At 49.2% G+C, this 26185-nt stretch carries 21 protein-coding genes and 1 other RNA gene; 14 read left to right on the forward strand and 8 right to left on the reverse strand.

Going from position 1 to position 26185, the window contains the following annotated elements; all coding sequences use genetic code 11:
- Together ACLUYS_RS03145 and serS are read left to right on the forward strand one after the other, a co-directional pair.
- Positions 1-322 (forward strand): hypothetical protein (locus tag ACLUYS_RS03145; protein ID WP_412659051.1); only part of this gene is annotated, 322 nt, incomplete at its 5' end.
- An 856-nt stretch (positions 323-1178) separates the two neighbouring features.
- On the forward strand, positions 1179-2474 hold the full coding sequence (gene serS, locus ACLUYS_RS03150; RefSeq protein WP_230266961.1) for a serine--tRNA ligase: 1296 nt from the start codon (positions 1179-1181) through the stop codon (positions 2472-2474).
- A 117-nt stretch (positions 2475-2591) separates the two neighbouring features.
- Here serS and ACLUYS_RS03155 read toward each other — a convergent pair whose 3' ends face one another.
- Positions 2592-3347, reverse strand: coding sequence for a hypothetical protein (locus ACLUYS_RS03155; RefSeq protein WP_230266960.1), 756 nt, complete (start codon positions 3345-3347; stop codon positions 2592-2594).
- A 590-nt stretch (positions 3348-3937) separates the two neighbouring features.
- Between ACLUYS_RS03155 and ffs the strand changes: the two genes are divergently transcribed.
- The 5 genes from ffs (at position 3938) to ACLUYS_RS03180 (ending at position 9571) form a co-directional block, all read left to right on the forward strand.
- Positions 3938-4035: signal recognition particle sRNA small type (gene ffs, locus ACLUYS_RS03160), an RNA gene on the forward strand.
- A 128-nt stretch (positions 4036-4163) separates the two neighbouring features.
- Entirely contained in the window at positions 4164-4877 is a 714-nt protein-coding gene (tadA, locus tag ACLUYS_RS03165) for a tRNA adenosine(34) deaminase TadA (protein WP_354665533.1), read from the forward strand.
- Between the two features lie 5 nt (positions 4878-4882).
- Positions 4883-6631: a DNA polymerase III subunit gamma/tau gene (gene dnaX / locus ACLUYS_RS03170; RefSeq protein WP_412659054.1), complete on the forward strand. Its 1749-nt coding sequence runs from the start codon at positions 4883-4885 to the stop codon at positions 6629-6631.
- Positions 6632-7099: 468 nt separating this feature from the next.
- Complete coding sequence (gene recR, locus ACLUYS_RS03175) at positions 7100-7690, forward strand: recombination mediator RecR (protein WP_288338971.1); 591 nt, start codon at positions 7100-7102, stop codon at positions 7688-7690.
- A gap of 1206 nt (positions 7691-8896) precedes the next feature.
- Positions 8897-9571 carry a coiled-coil domain-containing protein gene (locus ACLUYS_RS03180; protein ID WP_230266957.1) on the forward strand — a complete coding sequence of 225 codons (675 nt, stop codon included), beginning with the start codon at positions 8897-8899 and terminating at the stop codon, positions 9569-9571.
- Here ACLUYS_RS03180 and ACLUYS_RS03185 read toward each other — a convergent pair.
- Positions 9563-10114: a CYTH domain-containing protein gene (locus tag ACLUYS_RS03185; protein ID WP_412659057.1), complete on the reverse strand. Its 552-nt coding sequence runs from the start codon at positions 10112-10114 to the stop codon at positions 9563-9565. The genes ACLUYS_RS03180 and ACLUYS_RS03185 overlap by 9 nt on opposite strands.
- Positions 10115-10166: 52 nt before the next feature.
- Between ACLUYS_RS03185 and ACLUYS_RS03190 the strand changes: the two genes are divergently transcribed.
- Positions 10167-10952, forward strand: coding sequence for an NAD(+) kinase (locus ACLUYS_RS03190; RefSeq protein ID WP_230266955.1), 786 nt, complete (start codon positions 10167-10169; stop codon positions 10950-10952).
- A gap of 128 nt (positions 10953-11080) precedes the next feature.
- Here the strand turns inward: ACLUYS_RS03190 and ACLUYS_RS03195 are convergent, their stop codons facing one another.
- The gene (locus tag ACLUYS_RS03195) at positions 11081-12460 is read right to left on the reverse strand and encodes an FtsW/RodA/SpoVE family cell cycle protein (RefSeq protein WP_412659059.1); all 1380 of its coding nucleotides are present in this window, start codon (positions 12458-12460) and stop codon (positions 11081-11083) included.
- Between the two features lie 305 nt (positions 12461-12765).
- On the opposite strand from ACLUYS_RS03195, the gene mutS reads away from it, so the two are divergent.
- The 5 genes from mutS (at position 12766) to ACLUYS_RS03220 (ending at position 20896) form a co-directional block, all read left to right on the forward strand.
- Positions 12766-15300, forward strand: coding sequence for a DNA mismatch repair protein MutS (mutS, locus tag ACLUYS_RS03200; RefSeq protein ID WP_288338969.1), 2535 nt, complete (start codon positions 12766-12768; stop codon positions 15298-15300).
- Positions 15301-15478: 178 nt separating this feature from the next.
- Positions 15479-17680, forward strand: coding sequence for a DNA mismatch repair endonuclease MutL (gene mutL, locus ACLUYS_RS03205; protein WP_412659062.1), 2202 nt, complete (start codon positions 15479-15481; stop codon positions 17678-17680).
- Positions 17673-18647: a tRNA (adenosine(37)-N6)-dimethylallyltransferase MiaA gene (miaA, locus tag ACLUYS_RS03210; protein WP_412659064.1), complete on the forward strand. Its 975-nt coding sequence runs from the start codon at positions 17673-17675 to the stop codon at positions 18645-18647. The genes mutL and miaA overlap by 8 nt, the downstream gene beginning before the upstream one ends.
- Positions 18625-19365, forward strand: coding sequence for a ThiF family adenylyltransferase (locus ACLUYS_RS03215; RefSeq protein WP_230266951.1), 741 nt, complete (start codon positions 18625-18627; stop codon positions 19363-19365). Before miaA ends, ACLUYS_RS03215 begins: the two co-directional genes overlap by 23 nt.
- 184 nt (positions 19366-19549) lie before the next feature.
- Complete coding sequence (locus tag ACLUYS_RS03220) at positions 19550-20896, forward strand: hemolysin family protein (RefSeq protein WP_230266950.1); 1347 nt, start codon at positions 19550-19552, stop codon at positions 20894-20896.
- 115 nt (positions 20897-21011) lie between these two features.
- On the opposite strand, the gene gpmA is transcribed toward ACLUYS_RS03220, so the two are convergent.
- The 4 genes from gpmA to ACLUYS_RS03240 form a co-directional block, all read right to left on the reverse strand.
- Positions 21012-21758 carry a 2,3-diphosphoglycerate-dependent phosphoglycerate mutase gene (gene gpmA, locus ACLUYS_RS03225; RefSeq protein ID WP_230266949.1) on the reverse strand — a complete coding sequence of 249 codons (747 nt, stop codon included), beginning with the start codon at positions 21756-21758 and terminating at the stop codon, positions 21012-21014.
- Positions 21759-21920: 162 nt separating this feature from the next.
- The gene (locus ACLUYS_RS03230) at positions 21921-22844 is read right to left on the reverse strand and encodes an N-acetylmuramoyl-L-alanine amidase (protein ID WP_230266948.1); all 924 of its coding nucleotides are present in this window, start codon (positions 22842-22844) and stop codon (positions 21921-21923) included.
- A gap of 119 nt (positions 22845-22963) precedes the next feature.
- Positions 22964-23989 carry an N-acetylmuramoyl-L-alanine amidase gene (locus ACLUYS_RS03235; protein WP_412659067.1) on the reverse strand — a complete coding sequence of 342 codons (1026 nt, stop codon included), beginning with the start codon at positions 23987-23989 and terminating at the stop codon, positions 22964-22966.
- A 227-nt stretch (positions 23990-24216) separates the two neighbouring features.
- On the reverse strand, positions 24217-24846 hold the full coding sequence (locus ACLUYS_RS03240) for a YggS family pyridoxal phosphate-dependent enzyme (protein WP_412659069.1): 630 nt from the start codon (positions 24844-24846) through the stop codon (positions 24217-24219).
- Between the two features lie 228 nt (positions 24847-25074).
- Here ACLUYS_RS03240 and ACLUYS_RS03245 point away from each other — a divergent pair, with 228 nt between their 5' ends.
- Positions 25075-25485 carry a TIGR04076 family protein gene (locus ACLUYS_RS03245; protein ID WP_412659070.1) on the forward strand — a complete coding sequence of 137 codons (411 nt, stop codon included), beginning with the start codon at positions 25075-25077 and terminating at the stop codon, positions 25483-25485.
- Between the two features lie 282 nt (positions 25486-25767).
- Here the strand turns inward: ACLUYS_RS03245 and ACLUYS_RS03250 are convergent.
- Positions 25768-26185: SOS response-associated peptidase family protein (locus ACLUYS_RS03250; RefSeq protein ID WP_412659071.1), on the reverse strand; the 418-nt coding region annotated here is incomplete at its 5' end.

Here is a 26185-nt window from a genome sequence, read left to right on the forward strand (position 1 = left end):
ATTATCCCAAGGAGGCGGTCGAGAAAATACCCGTCTTTTATTTGACGCTTACTTTCATTGGATGGCTGTCCGTTTTTCGATCCAGTTTTCCTCTAAATCCGGTAAGCAGATCGCATTAATACGAAAAGGATTCCCCAATTTGGATCGCTCAGCTCCAGAAGAGACTGGGAAAATCGGAAAAGTTTCCTGCTTCAGAAATGGGAGAGGAGAAGCGTCTGATTTTCCCTTTTTTCAAAATCGGTGTCTGGAAGATCTGGGTCTCTTAATCAGAAGCAGCGAAGATTTCCTTTACCTATCCTATAGGAATAAGAAAAGACGATAGGAATAGAAAATCGTATTCCGATTTCTAAAAAGCTGATCCTCGATCCAATATCGGAAAATTCGTATGCGATTCCGATCAAAATATCGGAATTCCGATCTAAACAGCCTATAACATTCAACATACTGAAACTTAATGGCTATTTTGAGCCCATATCCGTCTTTGGAAGGAGGCTGGACTGTTCGATCTCTGACCAGCCATAGGAAGGACAGAAATCGGATCCAGCAGGGAAAAATCTGCAATTCGGTTTGTTTGGGCAAGCTTCTTTCCTGACTTTGTGTTTGCCTTTGTCGTATTTGGAGCTTTCCTCTCTGCCTGTTCTGTCTGTCTTCATTCGTCTGTTCATTCCTGTCAGGAAATCCGGGCTGAATGATCTGGCGGTTCTGGAGCAGCTGCTGGATTCTGAATCGGACCGATCGCTTCATCCCCTTTTCCTCCGTGCAAACAGCTGGCGGTTTTCTGTTCGAACGAAGGCGAGGATACCCGTCGGGGATCAGACCGATCGGATGACACCCGAGTCGAAAGATGTTTTAGAGACTCTTTTCTAAGTGCTGTTCTTGGAAAAGATGTCCTGTTTTTGAACGGCTGGATCTAGCGATTCTGCACGATTATATCGCCTGAATCTGGACTGTATTTTTCGGGACGAAACCATACAGACTTTGCAAAACAGCCCAGGCAGTCCTGCGGATTTTTTCCGTTTGGATTTCCCTTTTGTCTTAGGATTTCTACGGCCCGCTCTGGTTTGTTTCCGCTGTCTTTTTCGCGGATTTGATGTTTAGAGCCTGTGGAAAAAGAGGGATGTTTGAATGAGATATTTTGGCGTGATATCGTAATGAAGATATGAAAAGGAGAATCCTGAATGCTTGACTTGAAATTTGTCCGTGAAAACCCGGATCTCGTTAAAGAGAACATGGAAAAGAAATTTCAGCATCATAAACTGCATCTTGTAGATGAAGTGATCTGCAACGACGCAGCATTGCGTCGGACGCAGCAGCAGGCTGACGAACTTCGCTCGAAGCGCAAAAGCAATTCGAAGAAGATCGGCATGCTGATGGGACAGGGCAAGAAAGAAGAAGCCGAAGCTGCAAAACTCGAAACGGCAGCACTTGGCGATCAGATTGAAGAACTGTCCAAAAAAGAAGAAGAACTGCGCCAGGCCGTTACCGACGCCATGATGCAGATTCCAAATATGATTGATCCCACTGTCCCAATTGGTAAGGACGACAGTGAAAACGTTGAACTCGAACGCTTCGGTGAACCGGTTGTACCGGATTACGAAATCCCCTACCATACCGACATCATGGAATCTTTTGGGGGAATTGACCTCGATGCTGCACGCCGTGTAGCTGGCAACGGTTTCTATTATCTGGTTGGCGATATTGCCAGACTCCATTCCGCTATCCTCTCTTATGCCCGCGACTTCATGATCGACCGCGGATTTACGTATGTCATCCCGCCTTACATGATTCGTTCCAACGTCGTAACCGGCGTTATGTCCTTTGCTGAAATGGACGGTATGATGTACAAGATTGAAGGCGAAGATCTGTATCTGATCGGAACTTCCGAACACTCCATGATCGGCCGCTTCATCGACCAGATCATCGACGAGAAAGAACTGCCTTATACGCTCACTTCCTACTCCCCTTGCTTCCGTAAGGAAAAAGGCGCGCACGGTATTGAAGAGCGCGGCGTATACCGTATTCACCAGTTCGAAAAACAGGAAATGATCATCGTCTGCAAACCGGAAGAATCGGCTGACTGGTTCGTTCGCCTGTACATGAACACCGTAGATTTCTTCCGTACGCTCGACATTCCCGTACGTACGCTTGAATGCTGCTCCGGCGACCTCGCGGATCTGAAATGCAAATCCGTAGACGTTGAAGCCTGGTCTCCGCGCCAGAAGAAATACTTCGAAGTCGGCTCCTGCTCCAACCTCACTGATGCGCAGGCTCGTCGTCTGAAAATCCGTGTCAAAGACGAAAACGGCAAGAAGTACTTCGCCCATACGCTGAACAACACTTGCGTAGCGCCTCCGCGTATGCTGATCGCCTTCCTGGAAAACAATCTGCAGGAAGACGGAACTGTCCTCATTCCAGAGGCTCTGCAGCCTTACATGGGTGGCAAGAAAGTACTCGTTCCAAACAAAAAGAAATAAATTTGAAATCCTTCGAAAGAAGGATTTTTTTTCATTTTCAGGTGCCGGTTCAAAAAGAAAAGCCGTACCCCATACGGAGCACAGCAAGAGTGAAGATGCGTATTTTCGAGCTCCATTTTACTGGGCTGGAGTGGCAGAGGGCTCCATGTTCGTCGCTTCGACGTACGTCATATCCATCACCAGTTCACCGTTATCATTTCGACGCAGCCGTCCGGTTACATTGGCGTCGCAGTTGCCAAAAGGAATCGGGAAGCCTTCCAGAATGATGTATTTGCTGATGTCGGAATTCCACAACACGACGACATTATTTCCCGCTTTATCCTGAATGGTCGACTGCGGAAGCTTGCCGTCGACGGTGATGAGCTTGCCCGATCCTGCCAGAGAATCTGCGTCTTCCCACGCCTGATCCACCGAAATAATATGGTCCTGAACGGTGGCTTTAGCATCCGCAAGCGGATCGTCTTCGGATGAAGAAGACGAGTTTTCCGACGATTGATCCTGCGCGGACGAGTCTTTGGAATCGTCGTGAGACGAAGACGCATCAGCCAGTGGAGATGCCTTGATGTCGACCGTGACGGTATTGGAGGTGACTCCGTTTTGCGTAACAGAGATCGTATACGTTCCCGGTTTCATTGCCTGGAATTTCAGTTTTCCATCTTCGATCCAGGATTCTCCGCCGGAGATCTGGACGGCGTTCGGATCGATCCGGGTCTGGATAGGTTCCGTCTGGTAATCGATCAGAACCGTCTGACCGGTGATCATATTCTGTCCGTCTTCCACGTTCAGATGAATCACGCTGATCAGATTCGAGCAGGCGCCCAGAACGAGCGCGGCGGCTGCGATCAGCAGGACATGCTTCAGTTTGTTTACCATGGGTGTTCCCTTTCTTCAGTTTCTTTTTTCTTCTTTTCCTTCGTGTCGAAATGGGTGCGCTCAGATCCTCGTTCGGACTGGATTGTCTCTTACGGCTTGGGGATCTGCGTTTGCCGCCTTCTTCGATCAGAAATTCAGATTGCCAGAAAATGACGGTGACCGGATTTCCCGCTGCCTTCATTCGGCTTGCCCATTTGCGGTCAATCGGTTGTCGTCATTGAAATTGTCTATTTCTATTGTCTCGTATGTGCGGTGAATCACGGATTCCTTTGATCGGAATTGTTTATTCTCTACCGCTGGATTGCCGGTATTTCCTTTTTGGAAGGATTCGAGATAATCCTCAGATCCGGAAAGCCCCCAGACGAATTTCACGTGAAATCTGAATTTCCGATCGCGTCAGGCTTACTCCCGCTTCAAACAAAGAAAGGAATTTCAAACGTATTTTCAGAGGATCAAACTTGCCGCCCGGAAGCCAAAGGGCTGTCCTTAAAACCTGGCGGCATCCGGCAGATCGTCACGCCCAGCCAGCGTCTGGTCCTAGGAGATTGATAAACAATTCAGTTGCCAAATCGCCTTTGAATTTGCTATTCTTATTGAGCTACTGCAATAGCATCCTGCTAACCGTGTCAGGTCGGGAACGAAGCAGCACCGTGCTGGCTCTGTTATGTGCAGTAGTTTTTTTGTGTTCGTTTGGCGGATCCCAGTTTCATTGGGGTCTGCCTTTTTTGTCTGCCCCTCTTTTGGGAAAGTCATTCCTTTGGCATGGAGTCCTTTTGGTATCATGAACACATGAACAGATTGAGCCCAGAAGAAAAGATGATGAAAAAAGCTTTACGGCTTGCCCGTAAAGCGGAAACGGAAAATGAAGTACCTGTCGGAGCCATCGTCGTCGATGAGAACGGTACGATCATTGGCCGCGGATACAATCGACGTGAGAAAAGACAGAGTGTGACCGAACACGCCGAACTCATGGCGATTGCCTCTGCGTGTCGAAAGCTTCATTCCTGGCGGCTGGAAAACTGTTCGCTGTATGTCACCCTCGAGCCGTGCGTGATGTGTTCCGGGGCCATCATTCAGTCCAGAATCGCTCACGTATATTACGGTGCGAAAGATCCGAAAGCCGGCGCCGTGGATTCGGTCGTTTCCCTCTTTGAAGTCCCTCAGTGGAATCACCATCCCGAATGGACCGGGGGTATTCTGGAAGAAGAATGTTCGACGATCCTCAAGAATTTCTTTCGCAGACGAAGAGAGGAAAAGAAGAAACTGAAGGCTCTGGCCAGACAAAATGCACTGCCTTCTGAGCCAGACGTTCGAAGAGATGAAAGTAGGTCAGAGAACGTCCTGGATGGAGACTCTTCCATCTTTGTTTATTTGCCTGTCCTGAATTCTGCCGAGGACAGAAAACGGATCGATCCGATTTTAAAATCCGATCCGGATCTCAAGGCAGAAATGGATATGCATACGAAATCTGAAAATCCCAAATCACAGTCCGATCAATGGCCGATGGCCGATCGTCAAGGAAAGGAGTGATCTGAATGTCCTATCAGGCTCTATATCGAAAATACAGACCGGCTTCTTTTGACGAAGTGGTAGGCCAGAAACACATAGTCCAGACGCTGAAAAACGCGGTGGAGAAAGATCGTATCGCTCACGCCTATCTGTTCTGCGGACCGCGCGGAACCGGTAAAACGTCGATCGCGAAAATCTTCGCACGTACGCTGAACTGTACGGGAGAACACAAACCCTGCATGGAATGCGAAAACTGCCGGGAATCTCTGAACGGTTCCCATCCCGATATTGTGGAAATTGATGCCGCCTCCAACAACGGCGTTGATGATGTCCGCGATCTGATTGAACGTGTCGGCTATGCCCCGCTTTTAGGAAAATACAAAGTCTACATTATTGACGAGGTTCATATGATGACCGCAGCAGCTTTTAACGCTCTGCTTAAAACCATCGAAGAACCGCCTGAACATGTGATTTTCATCTTTGCGACAACCGAACCGAATAAGGTTCTGGCTACAATTCTCTCCCGCTGCCAGCGATATGATTTTTCCCAGGTCAGCGAGAAAGATATCCTGCATCGACTCCAGGATGTCTGCAAATCCGAACAGATTGAAGCGGATGAGGATGCTCTGGAACTGATTTCCGAACTGGCGAGCGGCGGTATGCGTGACGCTCTGTCGATTCTCGACCAGTGCGTTGCCTATGAACCTGATCATCTGACACTGGAAGCTGTCCGCGAGATTTATGGTGTTGTTCAGACCGAGGAACTCGGCAAGATCATTGAACAGCTCAATCCGGAACAGGCTTCAGAAACGATTGCCTTCGTGGAAGATATTGAAGCACGCGGCTTTGATCTTAAGCGTTTCACAGCCGATCTGATCGGTCTGCTCAAGGATTCCCTGATCTATGATCTGGCTAGCGGGACTTCCCTTCTTTCGGAACGAAAAAAAGAAGTCATTAAGAAGTCGCTTTCCCCAGTTCCCAGTTGGAAACGAATTCAGATGCTTAACGAGCTGATGAACGTCTATAACAAGCTCGGCTATGCATCCAATATGCTCGACTACATTGAGACGGCCCTGCTGAAATCCGCATTTTCCGTACAGTCCGCTCCTGCAGTATCCAATCGTCAATCACATGATCAGCCACATATGGCTGCAGGCCAAATCTTACAAAAAACGGAAAATCCCATTTCTGCTCCGGTGAAACCTGCAAAAAGCCCTAAGGTAAGTAAGAAATCCGACCTGGCCATGCTTTTTTGGAATTCTGATGTTTCACGTGAAACAATGGGAAAAGAGAAAAATCCGAAATCTGAATTCAGATTAGAGGAAGATTTTCTTCTTTCTCTGCTCGTCGGCGCTTCGAAAACGATCCGATCGGAAGATGAAGGTCATATGAATGATCTTCCGAAATACTTTGAAGACGTGGATTGGGGCAAATTTGCGAACGCACTGAAGGGTTCTAAGATCGTTGCCTCAGCCGAGACGTACATGCTGGTAAGTGCACCGCATATGCTGGAACGAGATCATATCAATGCTCTTCAGAATGAAGATGGCTTTGAAGAATTTACCAATCAGTGGCTGGGCCATCCGAAAAAGCTGTTTTCGCTCGCAGAAAACGATCGAGTGACTCTTCTGCAGACATTCGTTAAGCGATCCAAGGAGAAGACGCTGCCAGAACCGGCGAAAATCGAAGTCTCCCTGGCCAGTTCCGAACCGGAAGAATCCCTTGAGGAATCTTTAAAGGCCCGTTTCCCGGACCTGGTTGTCCAGGATGACTAATTCCCTGCTGAGTGGTCATAAATCGCCTCAAATGGCGCATAACGCCTTATAGAGCGTCTGAGCACACTGTAAAAATCAGATTATGATCCGATCTGCTCTTCTAAAAGCTTTGAAAAGACATAACACAGCCTTTTCTGGACCTTGAAAAGAAGAAATCAGATCGGAAAATCATAAATGCGGAACGTTTGGATCAAAACAGAGAGAAAAAACCGGCACAGCAGCTGAGAAAAATCAGGTCACTGTTCCCTGCTCTGTTAGTAACAAAAAATCAAAACGACAAGCCGATGGGATCCGTTAGGAATCCGTCTGCAACAGCAACAGAAATGAAAAGAACAAATAGTCTGGTGTATCGGAAAATCCGATCGACGAGAAATAACAGACCGATCGAAGAACGCGGCTAAAAATCAGTTTCCCAGCCGATTTCTTACGATCATCCGAAAATCAGATAAACAGGAACAAGGAGGAACTATGTATCCAGTCAGCTTTGAGAATCTGATTCTGGAACTTCATAAACTGCCCGGTGTTGGTATGAAAAGTGCCGAGAGAATGGCGTTTGCGATTCTTGGCTGGGATGAAGACCAGAAAGAACAGATGATTCAGGCATTTAAGAATGCAGCCAATCTGAAGCACTGCAAAATCTGCGGAAATCTTACAGAAGGAGAAATCTGCGAAATCTGTGAAAATTCAGATCGCAATCATCACCAGATCTGCGTCGTTCAGAATGAGAAAGATCTGTACGCAATCGAAAGTATTAACGAATACAACGGCGTGTACCACGTTTTACACGGAACCATAAATATTCAGAAAGGAATTCTGCCCGATCAGCTGAATATTGATGCGCTGGAAGATCGGATCACTGATGAAACGGAAGAAGTCATCCTCGCACTCGATCCTACGCAGGATGGAGAAACGACTTCGCTTTATTTGAGCCGTCTGCTTTCAGATCGAGTTCTGGTCACCAAACTGGCCTCCGGCATTCCATTTGGCGGAAAACTCGACTATGCGGATGCAAAAACGATCGCAAAAGCCTTTGATGGACGTAAAAAGGACGATATCTGATCATTCCTATACGAAAATCCGATTAAAAACATTATTCATATGGAATTCCTACATAAATAGGAATAATCCTATTCATAAAACTTACGTTTTGGGAAATTCATATTCTAGAAGAAGGAAAAGAAACGGGAATTTCAGCGAAATTGGTCAATTCATATCTAAGATAAGAAAAGCAGGGGATCACCTGGACTAACCAGAGTGAATCCCCTGCTTTTTTCATAGGAACAGGGAAATAGAGGAAAATGAAGGATTCCATGCAGCTGGTATCAAATCTGAATGATCATACGATCGGAAATAAAGCAAAAAAAGCCATATTTCATTAAACCTGAGCAATCATATGAGAAGGAAATAAATGAAAAGAGCAGATGAAAGACATAAAATCAGAATTTATGAATATCAGAAATTCTTGCAGCAAAAAAATTCCAGAAATATGAAAAGGCAGATCAGAGGGAGAAAAGAAATTTTCCAGAGAATATGAAAATCTGAAATTGGAAAAAGAGAATAGGATAGAAAGTAGGAATGAGCGAAATCAAATATCGGAAATTCATAAAAAGAAAGAAAGGAACGGAAGAGCAAATCTGAATATCCTATTTCTTTCCAAATTGTTTCTTCTTTGATATTTCGCTAAATATCTGAACAGTTATCCAAAAATCAGATCGATCCCATGCTATATGAAATCTATTTCTGAAATTCCTATTATTGGAATACGATGATATCTGATTTCAATATGAATTTTATGGATTTTAGCGGAGACCAAAATAACAATATTTCTCATTCATATGAAAACGGAGGTTTTCAATTCCGTGCACTCGCTTGGACTTTCTTCCAAAGAATTTGAATTTATGAATATTCATACGAAACAAAAACTTTCCTGTCGTGCAAGTTTTCCCTGGAATATGTCTTGATACGATTATCATATTCTCATTCCTCTACCTTATTTTTTCACAATAGGATTTCCTATAAATTGGTTGATGAAAATTGAGTTTGTTTTCATTCAATCTCTTTTACTTTAGAAGAGTTCTTCAATTTCCGATACGCATTGTAGCGTGTAAAATGGACTTGGATATGAAATTCATCCGTATTTCATATTTCTTCTTGTTTTCAAAATGATTGTGCTATAATCGCCCATGCGTACGGTCTTCTGCACTATCTGAACCAGAGATCGTAAAGAAAAAAGTTTTTGCGAACTCTGGAAAGGCGGTGAACCCCATGGCAGATGATCATTCCCCAATTGACGTCTATTACGATATGGATATTGCTCAGATCTGCGCGCATTTCGGAAAATCGAGAAATACAGTGGATAAAGCCGTCGCTAAACTAGTTCGTAACTATCCAGATGCTGGATGGAAGTATAAAAATCCAAAAACCAGGCGAATTACGATTAAAGCGGACGGCGTAGAAGTCCTTTCCACGTATTTTCGAAAGGAAAAGCACGAAGTTTCGGCCGTAGAATCGGAACTCCGTATGGAAATTGAAAAACTGAATGCGATTCTGGACGAAAAAGATAAAACAATCGCCAATCTGGAAATGCTTTATCAGGAACGGCTGAAGCTCGAAATGGATAAAGCGAGGCAGACCTACCTTCTCGAACAGAAATCAAACGAAGATACGATTTCCGAACAGAAGACCATGCTCGATGATCAGGCAAAACTGATTGAAGAACATGAAACAAAAATTTCGGATCTGGAATCTGAAAATCAGAAATTACAGGAAACGAAGTCGAAAACAGAAGAAGCCGAGCGGCAGCTGAAATCCGAAATGGAAGATCTTCGAAAATCGAAGGAAGAACTCGAAAAGACGAAAGAAGACTACAGAAAAAAAGAAGAAGAATACAATTCGAAATCCTTCTTCTATCGTTTGACACATAAATTTTCTTTAAAATAAATCCTGAACTGCACGGGCGAGCTTGCTCATGCAGTTTTTTTCATACTGGAGACCAGCTCTTTCAAGAATCTGATTGAAAACGGAAATCCCATCATGGTCTTTTCTGTATTCATATTCAATTTCATAATCCGTATGCTTTGGAAAATGGGTTTCATCCAGAGAAAGTTCTGCATTTTCCAGCTGGGTAATCCGGCGAATGGTTTCAAAAGTTACAAAGGGATGCAGCTCAATATCGCCCAGACCGATTTTTTCCAGCATCCAGCTGCGATCTACCGGATCGAGCTCACTGACAGTCGGCGCGCTGACTTCCTTTTCATATTCATATTTCGTAATGGAGTCCAGCGGTTTTTTGATCGTCAGATTGTATTTTCCTTGCGTTTCACGGATTCGGCAGGCAAATCCGCGCGCCTTGAGCGCCTGATCGGGTGTGTCGTAATACGTATTGATCTGAAGTCTCTGCTCATCGCAGGGAATCAGAGTACAAAGCTTTTCATAATTTTCTTTTGTTAAAAGCACTTTCAGTTCTCGTTCTTGATCGGACATAAGGAGCCTCCTTTCACCATGATACAATCAAAGAACCCAAGGAGATATTGAATTGAAGTTCACTGTTTTTTCCCGTTTTGACGGGTATTCCAGAAAACTTAAAGCGGATCTTGAACAGATAATACTGGAAGATCTCCACTGGATTCTCGACGCGGACCATCCCGATCTTTGCATTTGCATCGGCGGAGACGGAACGATCCTGCGCGCGATTCAGAAGTATAAGGAACAGCTTGATCATCTTCTGTTTACCGCCATTCATACCGGTACATTAGGCTTTTTTACCGATTACACAAAAGATGAGATCGACAGTTTTCTTGCCGATCTGCGCGAACTCGATCAAAACGGTTCTGTCATTGAAAAGTATCCGATGATCGAAGCCTGCCTTTCGGATGGGCGCATCTTTCGAGGGCTCAATGAAATTCGAATCGGCTCTTTTTTAAGTACCGTTCGCTTTGATGTTCTGATCGACGGAGAGTTTTTTGAAACGACCAACAGCTGCGGCATCTGCGTATCGACGCAGGCGGGAAGCAGCGGCGCCAACCGCTCTCTTGGCGGTGCGGTTGTAGAAAACGGACTGGATGTTCTGGAAATTACGCAGATCATGCCCGTCAGTCATGCCAATCACCATTCCTTTGTCTCTCCTTACATCATGAATAAAAACCGGGTTGTCACGCTGAAAGGGAAGTCGCTGGAAGAATCCATTCTTTGCTGCGACTATTTCGAAACGCCCAAACTCACCGATATCGACTGGGTAGAAATCCGGCTTTCTGTGCAAAGCGTCCGATTTGCCAGACTTCGTCCTTATTCGTATTTAAAAAGACTGAGAAACCTCTTCTGATCTGCAAATGGTTTTCGCAGACCGGCTGAGATTCTCAGTCTTTCTTTTTCTTGTTTCAGCTTTTCATTTCAGCTATTCATTCCGGCTGTTCGTTCCAATTGTTCATTCGGACAGTCCGATGAAGAAGTTCAGACACGAATTTCGGATTCATGCGCGCGGTAACGGCGCTGTTGGCGATCGGAATCGTTACGGTTCTTTCGATCTTTTTCAGCGGCGTGCGGATGTTCGGGATCCGGCTGACGAAGTTGGTCGATAAAACGGCGCGTTCCTTTCTGAATTTTCTGGCTGATTGTCTTCCAGGAATAGCGGCGGAAGCGAATGGTCTTCTTCGATCGCGGCGACATATTGAGAATGACGCCAAACAGAATGAAGTAGGAAAGCGTGGACGATCCGCCGTAGGAAATGAGCGGCAGGGTAATGCCGGTAATCGGAACAAGGCCGACGATCATGCCCAGATTCTGGATCTGCTGATACAGCAGCATGGCAATCGCGCCAATCATGACGAGCCGGTTAAACGGCACTTTGGAATTGTAGGCCATTTTGCAAAGGTACAGATCGAGCCACATGCAGACGAACAGGATATACGTCGTTCCCGCCAGGCCGAAGCACTGGCCGAATGCTGCGAAAATAAAGTCGGTGTGCGCTTCCGGAATCGAAATGATGGAAGCCTGCAGACCATGCCCGGTCAGACCGGCGGAGCCTAAAGAGAGCAGGGCGGTATATAGCTGGTTGCTCGATCCCAGCATATTGCGTTCCGGATACAGCCACGCGTCAATTCTTCGAATCTGATAGGAAGAGAAGACCGAGGAAAGGAAATCCGGATTAAAGAAATAAAGCAGGAAAAAGCCGCCAAGAAGAACGGCTACAAAGCCCAGCGCGATCCAGATGTACATTTTCCGAATGCCAGAGCAGAGCAGAAGAACGAGCAGAGTGAAGCCGATAATGATGAAGACGCCGGTATCCGGTTCGAGAAGAATCAGAATCATCGGAAGCAGAGCCCAGTGAAGAATTTCCATGAACATTTTCATATCATCCTTCACCGTTGGATTTGGATGTTCCGCCTGAAAGGAAGATATGATTTGCGAGGTTTTCAGAATCAGAACGACTTTCATGAACTCCGAAGCCTGAAAGGAACCGATGCCCGGCAGCTGGAGCCAGGAATAGGCGCCGTTGACGGCACTCGCAAAGGGCAGGGAATACGAGGTAAAGCGAAACAGAAGCTTGGAAGCCAGCAGATAAAACAGAATGCCAAGCAGTATTTTGTAAGCCATGGGCAAATATTCCATGACCTTTTTATTGGTAATGCGGGTGATCAGATACATCGTCGCAAACCCGACTGTGTACCACAGAATCTGCCGGCGCAAATAGGATTCGCCAGATCCGGTCCGGATCAGGTTGAAGGCGTTATACAGTGCAAAGCAGCTCGTAAAGAACAGGACGAGAAGGATGAAAATAAAGCCGAAATCCAGAGAAAACGTTCGTTTTCCAATTTGAATATTCTGTTTCAAAAAATCTCCTCCTTCCTTAAGTTGTGATTCAGTATACCATACCCGCACCGATCGCATGGCCCCTCCAAAAAGAGACAAAACCGGGCTGGAAGTGGGAGCCTGCAGGGGGACTTGTACGGTTTGCTATAATAATGCGAAAGACCAAAAACGCGAAACCTAAAAATGAATGCGAAACATTTCGCGCATGGAAAAATACTCGAACGCTTTAAAGAAAAGGACCTGATCCTTCCATCCGGCCAGGTCAGAACCGACAGGAAAGCCGTCGATGATTCGAGTGCAAGGAACAGAGAAGACAGATAACGAATATGGATAAGATCGATAAATCAAAATATACCCCCATGATGCAGCATTACCTGCAGCTCAAAGAAGAAAATCCCGATGCGATCCTGATGTATCGTCTCGGCGATTTTTATGAAATGTTTTTTGACGATGCCAAAACGGTTTCCCGGGAACTGGATCTCGTTTTAACCGGACGCTCCGCCGGCGCGGAAAAGGCACCGATGTGCGGCGTGCCGTTTCGCGCAGCAAAATCCTATATTACCCGTCTGGTAAAAAAGGGCTATAAAGTCGCGATCTGCGAACAGCTCGAAGATCCAAAAGAAGCCAAGGGCCTTGTGGAACGTGGAATCATTCAGATTGTGACGCCGGGAACGCTGCTCGAAGAAGAAAACTCCAAGCGCTCTCTGAACTATCTGGCGGTTCTCGCTTCCGATCACCTTCATATTCTCGTTCTGCTTTGCGAACTGTCGACAGGCGAGCTGCGCTTTACGCAAATGGAAAAATCCATTACCGCCGTTCGCTCCCTTCTCAATGAACTGCAGGTCAAGGAAGTCGTCGCCTCCCGAAAGCTCGATAAAACGTGGCAGGCCGCGCTGAAAGCCGATGAGGATCTGACGTTTTCCATCGGATCGCCGGCGCCGCTCACACCGTTTGATGAAAGCCTGATTCCGTATCCGGACAAGCTGATCGAACAGGCGCTCTCCCTGCTGACCGGCTACCTGCAGGCGACGTCCATGCAGCACGCGGACCATCTGATGAAGATGACCCCTCTCTTTCCGGAAGCCTGCATGATTCTCGATTCAGAAACCCGCATGCATCTCGAACTGACCCGTTCGAGTTCTTCCTCTTCCAAAGCCACTTCCTTATGGGAATTCATGGATCATACAAAAAGCGCGCAGGGCGGCCGCCTGCTGCGCGAATGGATTGAAGCCCCGCTCCTTTCGGTCGGAGAAATTACGGCCCGTCAGGATGCCGTACAGACGCTGCTCGATCAGTTTCTGATCCGCGCGTCTTTACAGGATCATCTTTCCTTCATTTACGACCTCGAACGTCTGGCAGCGCGCATTAGCTATCGCAGCGCTTCGCCTCGAGACGTTTTGCAGCTGAGTGCCTCGCTTGAACACGCGGCGCCGATTCTCGATCTGGCTTCGTGCCTCGACAGCTTTCCGATGATTCAGGAAGTCGACAACTGTCAGGATCTCTACATGCAGATCAAGGACGCCATTGTGGCCGAACCGCCTCTGTCCACCAAGGACGGCAACTATATTGCGGACGGCTACGACGCCGAACTCGATGAGGTGCGCCGTCTGGTCACGTCCAGTGACGAGGCGTTAATGGAACTCGAAGCGAGAGAACGCGAGCGGACAGGCATTAAAAATCTGAAAATCGGCTACAACCGGGTATTCGGCTATTATGTCGAAGTTCGAAACAGCCAGCTTTCGCAGATTACGCCGGATCTTGGCTATACCCAGAAACAGACACTGGCCAACAGTGCCCGTTTTACCTTTGATGAACTGAAACAGCTCGAAGATAAGATTCTGAACGCGCAGGAGCGGAAAATCGTTCTGGAAGAAGAACTGTTTTCCCGCCTGCTGGAAACGATCAAATCCAGACTGGCGGATCTGCATCAGCTGTCCAAGGCGCTCAGTCTGATCGATGTTCTCGTCTCGCTGGCTGATCTGGCGGCGATGCAAGGCTATGAACGTCCGGAATTTACCCAGACGCGCAGCGTGGAAATCGTCGAGGGCCGTCATCCGATTCTCGATGAGCGCATGCCTTCCTTTGTCTCCAACAACTGGACTATGGATGAAAACTGCGACATCTGCCTGATTACCGGTCCGAACATGGGCGGTAAATCGACCTGGCTGCGCCAGAACGCGCTGATTGTGATCATGGCGCAGATCGGAAGTTTCGTTCCGGCCAGAAAAGCCAAGCTGCCGGTTTTTGACCGCATCTTTACCCGCATTGGCGCCAGCGACGACCTGCTTCAGGGCAAGTCGACGTTCATGACGGAAATGATGGAAGCCAATAACGCACTGCGCCACGCCACGAAAAACTCGCTGATTCTGTTTGACGAAATCGGCCGCGGTACCGCCACGTACGATGGCATGGCGCTTGCCCGGGCGATGCTGGAATATCTCAGCGGCGCCATCGGCGCGAAAACGCTGTTTTCCACCCATTATCACGAACTGACGGAACTCGAAGAAACGATCGATAATCTGCGCAATGTCCACGTTGACGTGCGCGAAAACAAAGGCAAAATCGAATTCCTGTACCGCATTGTCGAGGGCAAAGCGGACAAATCCTATGGTATTCATGTCGCGAAGCTGGCCGGTCTGCCGAAAATTGTCATCAACCGGGCGGACGATCTGCTCCACGAATTTGAAGCCGATTCGCCGGCCTCCAATATTCCATCCAGTCTCTTTGTGATGGATCCGGAAGATCTGGACCGCATGGCGCTGATCGAAAAAATTCAGAAAATCGATCCCGACAGTCTCTCGGCCAAAGAAGCGCTCGACATTTTGTATCGCCTCAAGCAGGAAGCCGACAAGCTGAGCTGATTTCCAATTTTCCGCTTCAGACAGGGAAATTTGATCCGCTGTTCTGGCCTTACAATTTACGCAAGCCGGTCTGCGATTCCGGACCGGCTGCTTTTTTACCTGAAATGGAGAAACACACGATTTTATAAATCGAAACCAATAGAAATACAGACAGAAACCCGAGAAGGAGGGAAGGGACATGGGAATTATTCATGTACTCGATGAGCAGCTGACCAATATGATTGCGGCTGGCGAAGTCGTCGACCGGCCGGTGAATATCGTCAAGGAATGCGTGGAAAACGCGCTCGATGCCGGTGCGGACTCCATTGATATTGAAGTCTTCCAGGGCGGCATCGATGGCGTCATCGTGACCGATAACGGCTGCGGCATGAGCTTTGATGATGCCCGCATGGCGTTTGAGAGACATGCCACGTCCAAGATCCAGAGCGAAGATGAACTGTTTTCCATCTCCACTATGGGCTTTCGCGGCGAGGCGCTCCCTTCGATCGCTTCGGTTGCCCGCGTCAGCATGACGACCGCCGATGTCCATGGCGGTACGCGCATTGTCTTTGACTACGGCGAACTGATTTTGCATGAACACGCGGACGTACCCCAGGGAACGCGAATCGAAGTGCGCGGTCTGTTTTTGCATACGCCAGCCCGTTTTAAATATTTGAAAAAGCCGAACTATGAATTCGCGGTCATTGCGGATGCGGTCAATAAAATCGCGCTCGCCCATCCGGAAGTCCGCTTTACGCTGCGCCATGACAATCGTCTGATTTTTCAGACGACCGGCAAATCCAACCGTCTTGAAATTCTCTTTCAGATGTTTGGCCGCGACGCTGCCAGCAAAGCCGAAGCGTTTGAAGCATCCAGTCCCGACTTCAAAATCAGCGGCTACGCGCTCCAGCCGTCCGTCAACCGTGCGTCCAAATCCTATATTTACCTTTGCCTGAACGGCCGTACGATTCGTTCCTGGCCGATTGTCAACGCGATTGTCGAAGGCTATCGCGAATTCCTGCCCAGGGAGCGCTATCCGGTCTGCTTCCTGAATATCGAAACGGATTTTCAGCTCGTCGATGTCAACGTGCATCCAAACAAGCTGGAAGTGCGGATTTCCAAGGAAGAATATCTGGCTGATCTGATCAAAACGACGATTCAGTCGCTGTTTGAAGAAAAAATTCAGGCGCCCGAGATTCAGAATCCGGCTGTGCACCAAAAGGAAACGTATTCCATGGAGCCCCTTCCCGGAACGATGGTAGTCCAGGAAAACCGCGTGCGCGACTACGGAAAGCCGGCTGCATCTGCGTATCCCGCCGGATCCGGTGCGCCCCGTATGGATCGAAAGCCTTCCGCACCGTTTGGCTATCCGGCCGGAGCGGTTCCGCCGCGCACCGATTCAAAGGGCCAATCAGCCGCCACGGCAGCTTCCAGAGAAGAAGCCCCGCAGCGCTCCGGCACCAAAGCATCGGCAGATGCAGAGCTTGCCTTTCTCAATTCGTCCTTTCTCAATCAGGCGCAGAAAAAACTTTCCGATCTGACCGCCAGCGACACGCCCGCTCAGACCGCTCCGGTGAATCCCCAGAATCCAGCCGGAAAAGATCTTTCTCCTGTGCAAAATCCCGTTTCACAGACTTCGGTCTCTGCTGGTGAAAAAACACTTTTGAATTCTGGGGAGGAAAGAGCCGAAAACGCCTCTGCCAATCGTCCGGAAGAAAGTGCGGCTTCAGGCCGTCCTGTGCAGGAGCGTACGACGCCTGACTATCCGCAGGGAACTGCGGATCCTGCCGAATGGGCAGCCCGTCAGGACGCCCGCGGCATTGGCTATCTGGATACGCTGCGCATTATCGGCCAGCTTAAGGATTCCTACATCGTCTGCGAAGACGACGAAGGACTCGTCATTATCGACCAGCATGCGGCCCAGGAGCGCGCCAACTTTGAAAAGATTGCCGACTCCTTTGAACAGCCTTTTCCCTACATGCAGCCGCTGATTCTTCCCATTTCCAAAACCGTTCCGGCGTCGCTGATCGCAATGGTCGATACGCTCAACGAAAGCGTCGGCCGTTACGGACTGCACTTCGACGTGCTCAATAGGTCCCTGGTTCTGCGCGAAATTCCGGGCTGGATGACGAACATGAACGCGGAAAAATTTGTCGATGATCTGCTCGTCTGGTTTGCCTCCCACAAGGATGTGAACATGCAGGAACTCCGTCGTCATATGATCGCGACGATCGCCTGCCATTCTTCCATCCGCTTTAACCACCGGCTTTCGATGGAGGAAATGAAAAAAGTCATTGAAGACATGAAACACTGCCGCCAGCCGTATCATTGCCCGCATGGCCGCCCGACGATTATCCGGCTGACACTGAAGCAGCTGGCCAGGGAGTTTGAACGTGCATAAGGTGATCGCAATCGTCGGACCGACGGCTTCCGGAAAAAGCTCCATTGCGATTGAAGCGGCCCGACGGCTCAATGGAGAAATCATTTCGGCGGATTCGATGCAGGTGTACAAAGGCATGGATATCGGCACCGCAAAAATTACGCCTCAGGAAATGGAAGGCATTCCCCATTCTCTGATCGATATCGAAGACATCGATACGCCCTGGAATGTCCGCAAGTTCCAGACGCTCTGCCGTCAGAAAATTGAAGAAATCTGCGCAAAAGGCAAAGTGCCGATTCTTTGCGGGGGAACGGGACTGTACGTCAAAGCCGCGCTTTACGACTACGAATTTGAAGACGAATCGGAAAGCGAAGAAGATCAGAAACTGACGGCTGAGCTCGAGACGAAAACGAACGAAGAACTGTACGCGCTTTTGCAGGAAATCGATCCGCAGGCCCTGGAAAAAATTCACATCAACAATCGCAAGCGTCTGCTTCGCGCCGCTTTCATGGCCCGCTCGGGAAAAACAAAATCCATGCGTGAAAACGGGCAGAAACATGAGCCGATTTATGATGTATATATGGTCGGTCTCAAAGCGGACCGCGCCCTGGAAATTGAACGCATCGACCGCCGCGTCGATCAGATGTTTGATGCCGGACTTGCAGACGAAGTACGTGCACTCTTTCTTTCCGAGAAAAGCCGCACGTATAACAGCTTTCAGGCCATCGGGTACAAGGAATTTGCGCCGTGGCTCAAGCGTCTGGAAGACGATGAAAACGGACAGAGTACAAAAAAGCTGACCGAAGCGGAAAGCGAAACGATGCTTCAGTCCATTCGAGAGCAGATCAAGGTGCATACGCGGCAGTACGCGAGACGGCAGATGACCTGGTTTAATCACCAGATGCCGGTGCACTGGTTTGATCCGGCCAATAAGCAGGCAATCTTCGATGCGCTGGAGGACTGGTATGGAAAAGACAAATCCATTTAAGCGGGCATCCCTGCTTTACGGAAAAGAAGGGCTGGACGCCCTGAAAAACGCCTGCGTGATCGTCGCCGGATGCGGCGGAGTCGGTTCCTTTGCGATTGAATCGCTCGCGCGCAGCGGCGTGGGCAGACTTGTGCTCATCGATAAGGACGTAGTGGAAGAAACGAACATCAACCGCCAGCTCTGCGCCCTGCAAAGCACGATCGGCCAGTATAAGACCGACGTCTGGAAAGCGCGGATCGCGCAGATCAATCCGGGCTGCGAGGTCGTTCTCTTTACTGGCTGGTACGACGAAAACATGGACGAACAGCTCCTCGAACAGAACCCGGACTATGTGCTCGACTGCATTGATTCCATCGGCTCCAAAAAGGACCTGATCCGTTTCTGCCTGCGCGAAAAAATTCCGCTCATTTCCAGCATGGGCATGGCCAGACGTCTTGACCCGTCCAAAGTGGAACTCGTGGAACTGGAAAAGACGGCCGGCGATCCCATGGCGAAAATTCTTCGCCTGTGGAAGCGCAAGAGCCGGATTCGCGGCAAGATCATGACCGTCTGCTCGAAGGAAATTCCGATGGCCATGCCAGAAGGCGAACCGCTGCCTTCTTCGATTTTTGTACCGTCAACCGCCGGCATTCTCATGGCGTCGCGCTGCGTCAGCGATCTGCAGAAAAAGGCGCTCCCGAAGGCAGAAAAAGAACCTGCCGCTTCGATGGGCGAGTAAATCCGATTATCCATGGATTTCCCGGTCTGAGAGATCGTACGTGTGCATGGCCATAAACAGGCAAACGCACAAAAAAGTAAATTCAAAAAACAAGATCAAACCAATACAATCGTTTCATCTTCTTTGCTTCATCCCCAGATAAAAAATGACTTCCCCAAAGGAAGGAAAGGAAACCTAAAACTGAATGAACGAACTGACAATCCAAATTATTCTGCTAGTTGTTCTCCTGCTTCTGTCCGCTTTTTTCTCCTCGGCGGAAACCTCGCTAGTCGCTGTTTCACGCATCCGCATCCGTACGCTTGCGGATCAGGGCAACCGACGGGCGAAAATACTGCTTCAGATTTTTGAAAACGAGCCGAAAATGCTGTCGGCAATTCTGATCGGAAACAACCTCGTCAATACGTTCCTGGCCTCTCTGTCGTCCATGATCGCCTATCGATTCGGCGGCTACGCCGTGTCGATCGCGACCTTTCTGATCACGTTTCTGATCCTGGTCTTTGGCGAGATCACCCCGAAAACGCTGGCGACGATCAGCTCGGAAAAGTTCGCGCTGATGTACGCGCCGATTATCCGCTTTCTCATGCAGATTCTCACGCCGGTCATCTGGTTCATCAACATTTTCTCCGGTCTGATCCTGCGCATGTTCGGCGTAAAGGGCAGTCAGAAAAACGCCCAGATTACCGAAAGCGAACTCCACACCATTCTGGATGTATCGCATGAAGAAGGCGTTATTGAAGCAGACGAGCGCGATATGATCCGCAACGTGTTTGAGTTTACTGATGCCAAGGCGCGCGAAATCATGGTCCCCCGCGTCCATGTGACGTCCGTTCCTTCGAGCATCACCAGCCAGGAGCTCAAGCAGATTTACGATCGCGACCACTTTACGCGAATCCCGGTGTATGAGGACAATCCGGACAACATTATCGGCATCCTCAACATGAAAGATCTTATTTTCCACGATCCCGATGAACCGTTTGATCTCAAGAAAATGCTTCGCAAGCCGTATTTCACGATTGAAAACAAGGGCATTAACGAGCTTCTTGAAGAAATGCAGAAAGACCAGTACAACATGACGATCGTGCTCGACGAGTACGGCGAACTGGCCGGCATTCTGACGGTCGAAGACATCATTGAGGAAATCGTCGGCGAAGTGCAGGACGAATTCGACGCTTCGGAAAATGAAAACATCATTCAGGTCGGTCCTGGCCGCTACAAAGTGCGCGGCTATCTTTCCCTGCACGATCTTAACGATGCGCTGTCGCTGCATCTGGACAGTGAAGACTACGATTCGATCGGCGGCCTGCTCATTGAAAAGCTCGGCCGTTTCCCGACGCTTGGCGAACTCGTCCAGCTTGATGACGGACTCAGTGTCCGCGTAACGTCCCTGCACAAAAACCGAATCGAAGAAGTCATGCTCATGATTCAGGATCCCAACGCGCAGACCGAAGAAAAGAGCGCTTCAAAAGAAGAAGCCAAACCCGAACCTTCCCAGGAAAAATCCGGCGAAACGGATCGGAAAAAGCAGAAATAATCCGACTGGCGATTAAGCGTATTTTTCCAAGAATAAAAAGACCATCTGAACTTTATATATCATACAAATGGTCTTTTTTTCATGGTCGGATTCCAAAGCGGAATCCGACCGAAAATCAGTGCGCTTTTCCCTGATTGGCTACCGCCTGCATTTTGGCTTTGATTTGTTTCGCGTCGCCCAGATAGTAATGGCGCAGGACGTTCATATCGTCGTCGAATTCATAGACGAGCGGTACGCCGGTCGGAATGTTTAGCTTGACGATTTCTTCATCGCCGATTCCGTCCAGATACTTCACGAGCGCGCGAAGGGAATTGCCATGGGCGGCTATGATGACGGTCTCTCCGTCGCGAATTTTCGGTTCAATATGTTCCAGATAGTACGGAACGACGCGTTCAATGGTCGTCTTGAGCGATTCAGCCAGCGGCAGTTCATCGGCCGGGATTTTGGCGTAGTGGGGCTGGTTTTGCGGCGCTCTTGGATCTTCTGGATCCAGAACGGGCGGCAGCCCGTCAAAAGAACGCCGCCATATGAGAACCTGTTCGTCTCCGTATTTGCGGGCGGTGCCGGCTTTGTTCAGTCCCTGGAGTGCCCCATAATGCCGTTCGTTGAGTTTCCACGTCTTTTCGACGGGAATATAGTTTTCATCCAGTTCATCGAGCACGTGATTGAGCGTGTGAATGGCCCGTTTCAAATACGAGGTGTAGGCCCGGTCGAGAACGATGCCTTCCTCTTTGAGCAGACGGCCGGCTTCTTTTGCCTCTTCATGCCCTTTTTCGGACAGATCCACATCCGTCCATCCGGTAAAGCGGTTTTTCCGGTTCCATTCGCTTTCGCCATGGCGAAGCAGCACAAGTTTTTTCATATCCAGACTCTCCTTTCTTTGATTGTTAGTTTAGTCTAATCGAAGAGCAGCAGATTGGATCGATCCAATCCAATCGGATGCCAGAAAAAAACAGACTCTGTCGAGCGGACAGAGTCTGGAAAAGACAAGATGGAAAGACGGAAAGATCAGAAGCAGAACGGTTTACTGAGCCGCGGCGGAAGAAGAGCTGGCAGAATCCTTTTTTTCAATGAGCTGACCGTGATGGTAGCGCTGGTTCTGGTACTGCGGGGCGTCCGGATTTTCCATGATGTAATCCGAAACGGCAGCGGCGAGCGCTTCGGCCACTTCGTCCTGCTTTTCTTCGCTGTTGAGCTTGGCAAGATCGTCCGGATTGGACATGTACGCCAGCTCGATCAGCATCGAATGAATATCGGACATGGTCACCAGCTGCAAAAGCTGATCGTCGATCGTCTGGTAGTTCTGCGCCCAGCCGATCGCGCTGAGATATTCGTGCATTTTATCCGTCAGCGCGCGGGTAATCGAGTCGTCGGGGTTGATGAAGAAGATCGTGCCTTCGACGGAAGGATCCGCAAAGGAATTGCAGTGAAGGGAGATGTAATAATCCGCGTCCTGTTCCCATTGCTGGGCAAGACGGTAATTGAGGTCATCGGATTCGACATCGCCCCAGAACACATTGTCGTCCTGACGGATGTATTTAACTTCGATCTGAGGATTCAGCTGTTCGAGATACTGACCCATTTTCATGGCGATCGCCAGGTTCAGATCTTTTTCCAGCGTGCCGTTATCGGTCGTTTTGCCGCCGTCTACGCCGCCATGACCGGCATCGATGAGAACGGTAGCCACTTTTTCTCCGGTATCCGGATACGTTTTATACGTCGGCGGGGTCGGTTCGGTCGACGCGACCGACGTCTGGGTGCTGGATGTCTGCGACTGGGAAGTCTTGGAAGTTTTCGGTTCAGGAGGCTGCTGGACGGGGGAATAGGCCCGGGTAAACAGCGTGGAATAAAGAACGATGGAAAGGCAGAGCAGGAGCGCGAAATACAGTCCAGCATGCGCGGCCTTATTTTTGCCTTTGCGCTGCTTTTTTGGGGAAGGGGATGGCATGTATACCTCCTTTAAAAATCAAAAGACAGAAATCCGCGCAGGAAGCGGGATTCTGAAGAGTTCAAAAGAAAAGATGAAAGACAGGAAAAAACAAAAATTGATCACCGATCCTGTCGGGTTCAGGATCGAGAGGCCGCATTCTGCTTCTGTCTGGATGCGTAGCCCGGTGCGCCCGGGTTGTAGAGAATCGTATCGGAAATGGCAGCAGCGGCTGCTGCGGCGGACTGTTCCAGGCGGGCGGAATCCTTAAGATACGAAAGATCGGTATCCGAGCTTAACAGTCCGAGATCGAGTTCAATCGCGTGCGCATTGGACATGGAAATCATCTGCAGGGGATAGTCGCGGGTAAAGACAATACCGCGATCGGGGAGCCAGGAAACCGTCGCGAAGTTTTCGACGATCCGGCTGGCGAGATCCTTAGCCATGTCATCGTCATCGTTGAGGATGATCTGAAAGCCGCTGGCGGAAGGGTCATCGCTGGCGTGCGCATGCAGAGAAATTACGTAATCGGCCTGCACGTCTTCCTGCTTCTGGATGCGGGCGGCCGTATCGTTCCAGTCGTTGCTGCCTAAACGGGTATCGTCTTCACGGGTGAGGACAACGTGAAGATCGGGATTCTGCTTTTCAAGATGGGCTTTGAGCTTTTTCGCGTAGTCGAGAACGATATTTTTTTCCTGACTGCCGTCTTTGGCGCCGTCGCCAAGATCCGATCCGCCGTGACCGGCGTCAATCAGAATGGTTTTCGCATTCTGACCGTCGGCTTCACGAATCGCAAAGCCGTAATCGTCTTTGGAAGAAGCGGCCGCTTTTCTGGCGGTTTCTTCGAGGGTCTCGCTCGTTTCGCTTCCCGTCTGCGTCGAAGCCGCATCGGCAGAATCCGATGAAGCGGAGACTTCCGTCTCTGCAGAGGATAAACCTTCCAACGCCTGAGCGCTCGAACGATCGCTCGAGGAACTGGAAGAAGCCGCGTCTGCGTTTTGCGGACTCTGGGCGAGGGCGGCAGTTGTGAAAGACGTCTGTGCATTCTTGCCGTTTTCAAAGGCGGAAGGGAACAGCGCGTATAAAGCGGTCGTTACCGCAAGCAGACCGAGTCCGTACAGGACGGCGGCCGCGGAACGTTTGAGTTTCAGTTTCTGTTTTGCCATACGGCCTTCCTCCTTTCCCGGTCTTTGCGCAGACGATCGTTATTCATGGCGGATATCAATGGATGGCGTCCGTCGACGTCCGCCGCGCGATACGTAATTCTATCACATCGTCCGACAGATTCCGATTTGAAAACAAAATTTACCAGAATTGGAAAAAACCGATACGTAAAGGATGATAGACATTTTATAAAATCAGAGACGTGCGTTCACAGAAAAGAACGCCGTGATCAGGCGTTCTCAAAAAGGGCCGTTCCAATGCGGACCATATTGCTTCCGCAGGCGATAGCCAGCTTGTAGTCATGGCTCATGCCCATGGACAGATACTCAAAATCGGGGCGGTTTGCCTTATGTTTTTCAAACAGGGAATGAAGCAGCGTGAACTCTTCCCGGTTGACTTCCTCGGGCTGATTGAGCGAGGCGATCGTCATCAGACCGCGTACGCGAACGTGCTCAATCGTATCGCAGTACGCGAGCAGATCGTCCAGTTCTTCGGGCGGAAGGCCGGTTTTGGTTTCATCCGTTTTCGACACTTTCACTTCGATCAGAATGTCCTGGACCAGATTCTGCTTGGCGGCTTCCTTTTCAATCTGCGCGGCCAGCTTTTTCGAATCCACGGATTCGATCATGGCGACTTTGCCGACAACGTATTTCACTTTGTTCGTCTGCAGATGGCCAATGATGTGCCAGGTATAGTTCGGATCGTATTTTTCAAGAAATTCCTGTACGCGGTTTTCGCCGAACGTGCGAACCCCGAGACGGTACAGTTCATCGACTTCTTCTTTGGAATGCTTTTTCGTCACCGCAACGAGCGTGACCTTTGGATCGTTCAGACGTTCTTTAATCAGTTTTTCATTCATAACGAGAGTCCTTCTTTAAACGGTATCCAGAACGGCGAAAAATCAAATCGTTGTTTTCAAATCGTCTGGAGTACCTGCGTCCCTTATTGTATACCGAATTGCAGAACCGGCAGAGCAGGGAAAGACCGGCCCAGATTGCAGAGCATGCAGGCGGCAGACCTTCTGCCAAAAAGGCGACAGTACCGTCAGAATACGAGAAGATAATAGAAGAAAAAAGGAGGTGCGCAGATGCAGCACGAATGTAAAGTGACCGTACTGGAAACCAAAGTGTTTCCAGAGCTTCAGCAGCAGTATCTGGCCAATCCAAAGTCCGGACCGTGTCCGTTTTTTAAGCCCGGCGATACGTTTGTTCTCAAGCGGACGGAAAAACAGGACGATTTTTACCATCTCATGAACGGCAGGTTTTGCGGAGAAGCGTGGGATGCCATCAACCGCTACATTTCCGCGGCTTTGCAGGGCGGATCGATCATGTATAAATGGACGAACGATGAGCGGATGATGATCGCCTGCTGCAACGACGGCACGCGGCCGGTGATTTTCAAGATTGAACGGATCGATATTCCGGAAACAGAAGAAGAAAAAGAATGGCTGGAAAAGCAGGACTTTTCCAACCGCGCCCAGGACGCCTATACCGGCTGAGTTTCGAATCATCCGTTTTCAAGCCGATCGGTGCGTCCATACAGTCGGAATGGTTTGAGATCTGGAGTTCTGGCGGAAGGTTTTGCCAGCGCGACCGGATCTCTTTTTCTTTTTCCGGAGAGCAGCTGCCGCTCTTATCCTTCCAGACCGGGATTAAGGAAAGATGAAACGATTCTTTTCCTGGGGTAAGAACGGTTGAAAGAAGCGGCTGAAAAGATCGGTTGAAAAGCGGTTCAAAAAAGACGCCGGTCTGCGGCGTCAGAATGTTCTAAACGAGAAAATTTAAAAAAGCGTAAGCGGCTCTTCTGGAAGAATTGCATGCAGAGCGGGCGAAGCGTTCTGGCCCAGAATGGCGCTTTGTGCGGAATCGAGGACCCAGGCGGGCACCTGATCTTCCTGCAGAATGACCGGCATGCGATGGTGATAGGGTGCCACGCTTTCATTGGCATCCTGTGTGAGAATGATGAACTGATCATCGAGGGCCAGTGCGGCCAGATACAGAACGCGCCCGGGTTCATCAAAGGTGATTTTTTCCTTATCCGGTGTCCATTCGTAAAACGCAGTGGCCGGAACGGCAACGCGATTCGATCTCCAGGCGCGCGCAAACAGGGGCTTGGACGACGCGTTTTCCAGACGCGCATTGAAAATACGGCGGTTCATGGAAGACGAGGCAAAGCCAAACGTCATTACGGAAAGATTC

The organism is Allobaculum sp., from assembly GCF_047010065.1.
GTDB classification, from domain to species: Bacteria; Bacillota_I; Bacilli_A; order Erysipelotrichales; family Erysipelotrichaceae; genus Allobaculum; species Allobaculum fili.

Bases quoted from the DNA above. Each gene is read 5' to 3' on its own strand.
- ACLUYS_RS03230 (WP_230266948.1), bottom strand. From the start codon at position 22,844: ATGCCATCCCCTTCCCCAAAAAAGCAGCGCAAAGGCAAAAATAAGGCC.
- mutS (WP_288338969.1), top strand. From the start codon at position 12,766: ATGGATAAGATCGATAAATCAAAATATACCCCCATGATGCAGCATTAC.
- ACLUYS_RS03240 (WP_412659069.1), bottom strand. From the start codon at position 24,846: ATGAATGAAAAACTGATTAAAGAACGTCTGAACGATCCAAAGGTCACG.
- ACLUYS_RS03215 (WP_230266951.1), top strand. From the start codon at position 18,625: ATGGAAAAGACAAATCCATTTAAGCGGGCATCCCTGCTTTACGGAAAA.
- ACLUYS_RS03235 (WP_412659067.1), bottom strand. From the start codon at position 23,989: ATGGCAAAACAGAAACTGAAACTCAAACGTTCCGCGGCCGCCGTCCTG.
- ACLUYS_RS03155 (WP_230266960.1), bottom strand. From the start codon at position 3,347: ATGGTAAACAAACTGAAGCATGTCCTGCTGATCGCAGCCGCCGCGCTC.
- ACLUYS_RS03220 (WP_230266950.1), top strand. From the start codon at position 19,550: ATGAACGAACTGACAATCCAAATTATTCTGCTAGTTGTTCTCCTGCTT.
- ACLUYS_RS03245 (WP_412659070.1), top strand. From the start codon at position 25,075: ATGCAGCACGAATGTAAAGTGACCGTACTGGAAACCAAAGTGTTTCCA.
- ACLUYS_RS03185 (WP_412659057.1), bottom strand. From the start codon at position 10,114: ATGTCCGATCAAGAACGAGAACTGAAAGTGCTTTTAACAAAAGAAAAT.
- serS (WP_230266961.1), top strand. From the start codon at position 1,179: ATGCTTGACTTGAAATTTGTCCGTGAAAACCCGGATCTCGTTAAAGAG.
- recR (WP_288338971.1), top strand. From the start codon at position 7,100: ATGTATCCAGTCAGCTTTGAGAATCTGATTCTGGAACTTCATAAACTG.
- gpmA (WP_230266949.1), bottom strand. From the start codon at position 21,758: ATGAAAAAACTTGTGCTGCTTCGCCATGGCGAAAGCGAATGGAACCGG.
- tadA (WP_354665533.1), top strand. From the start codon at position 4,164: ATGATGAAAAAAGCTTTACGGCTTGCCCGTAAAGCGGAAACGGAAAAT.
- dnaX (WP_412659054.1), top strand. From the start codon at position 4,883: ATGTCCTATCAGGCTCTATATCGAAAATACAGACCGGCTTCTTTTGAC.
- ACLUYS_RS03180 (WP_230266957.1), top strand. From the start codon at position 8,897: ATGGCAGATGATCATTCCCCAATTGACGTCTATTACGATATGGATATT.
- mutL (WP_412659062.1), top strand. From the start codon at position 15,479: ATGGGAATTATTCATGTACTCGATGAGCAGCTGACCAATATGATTGCG.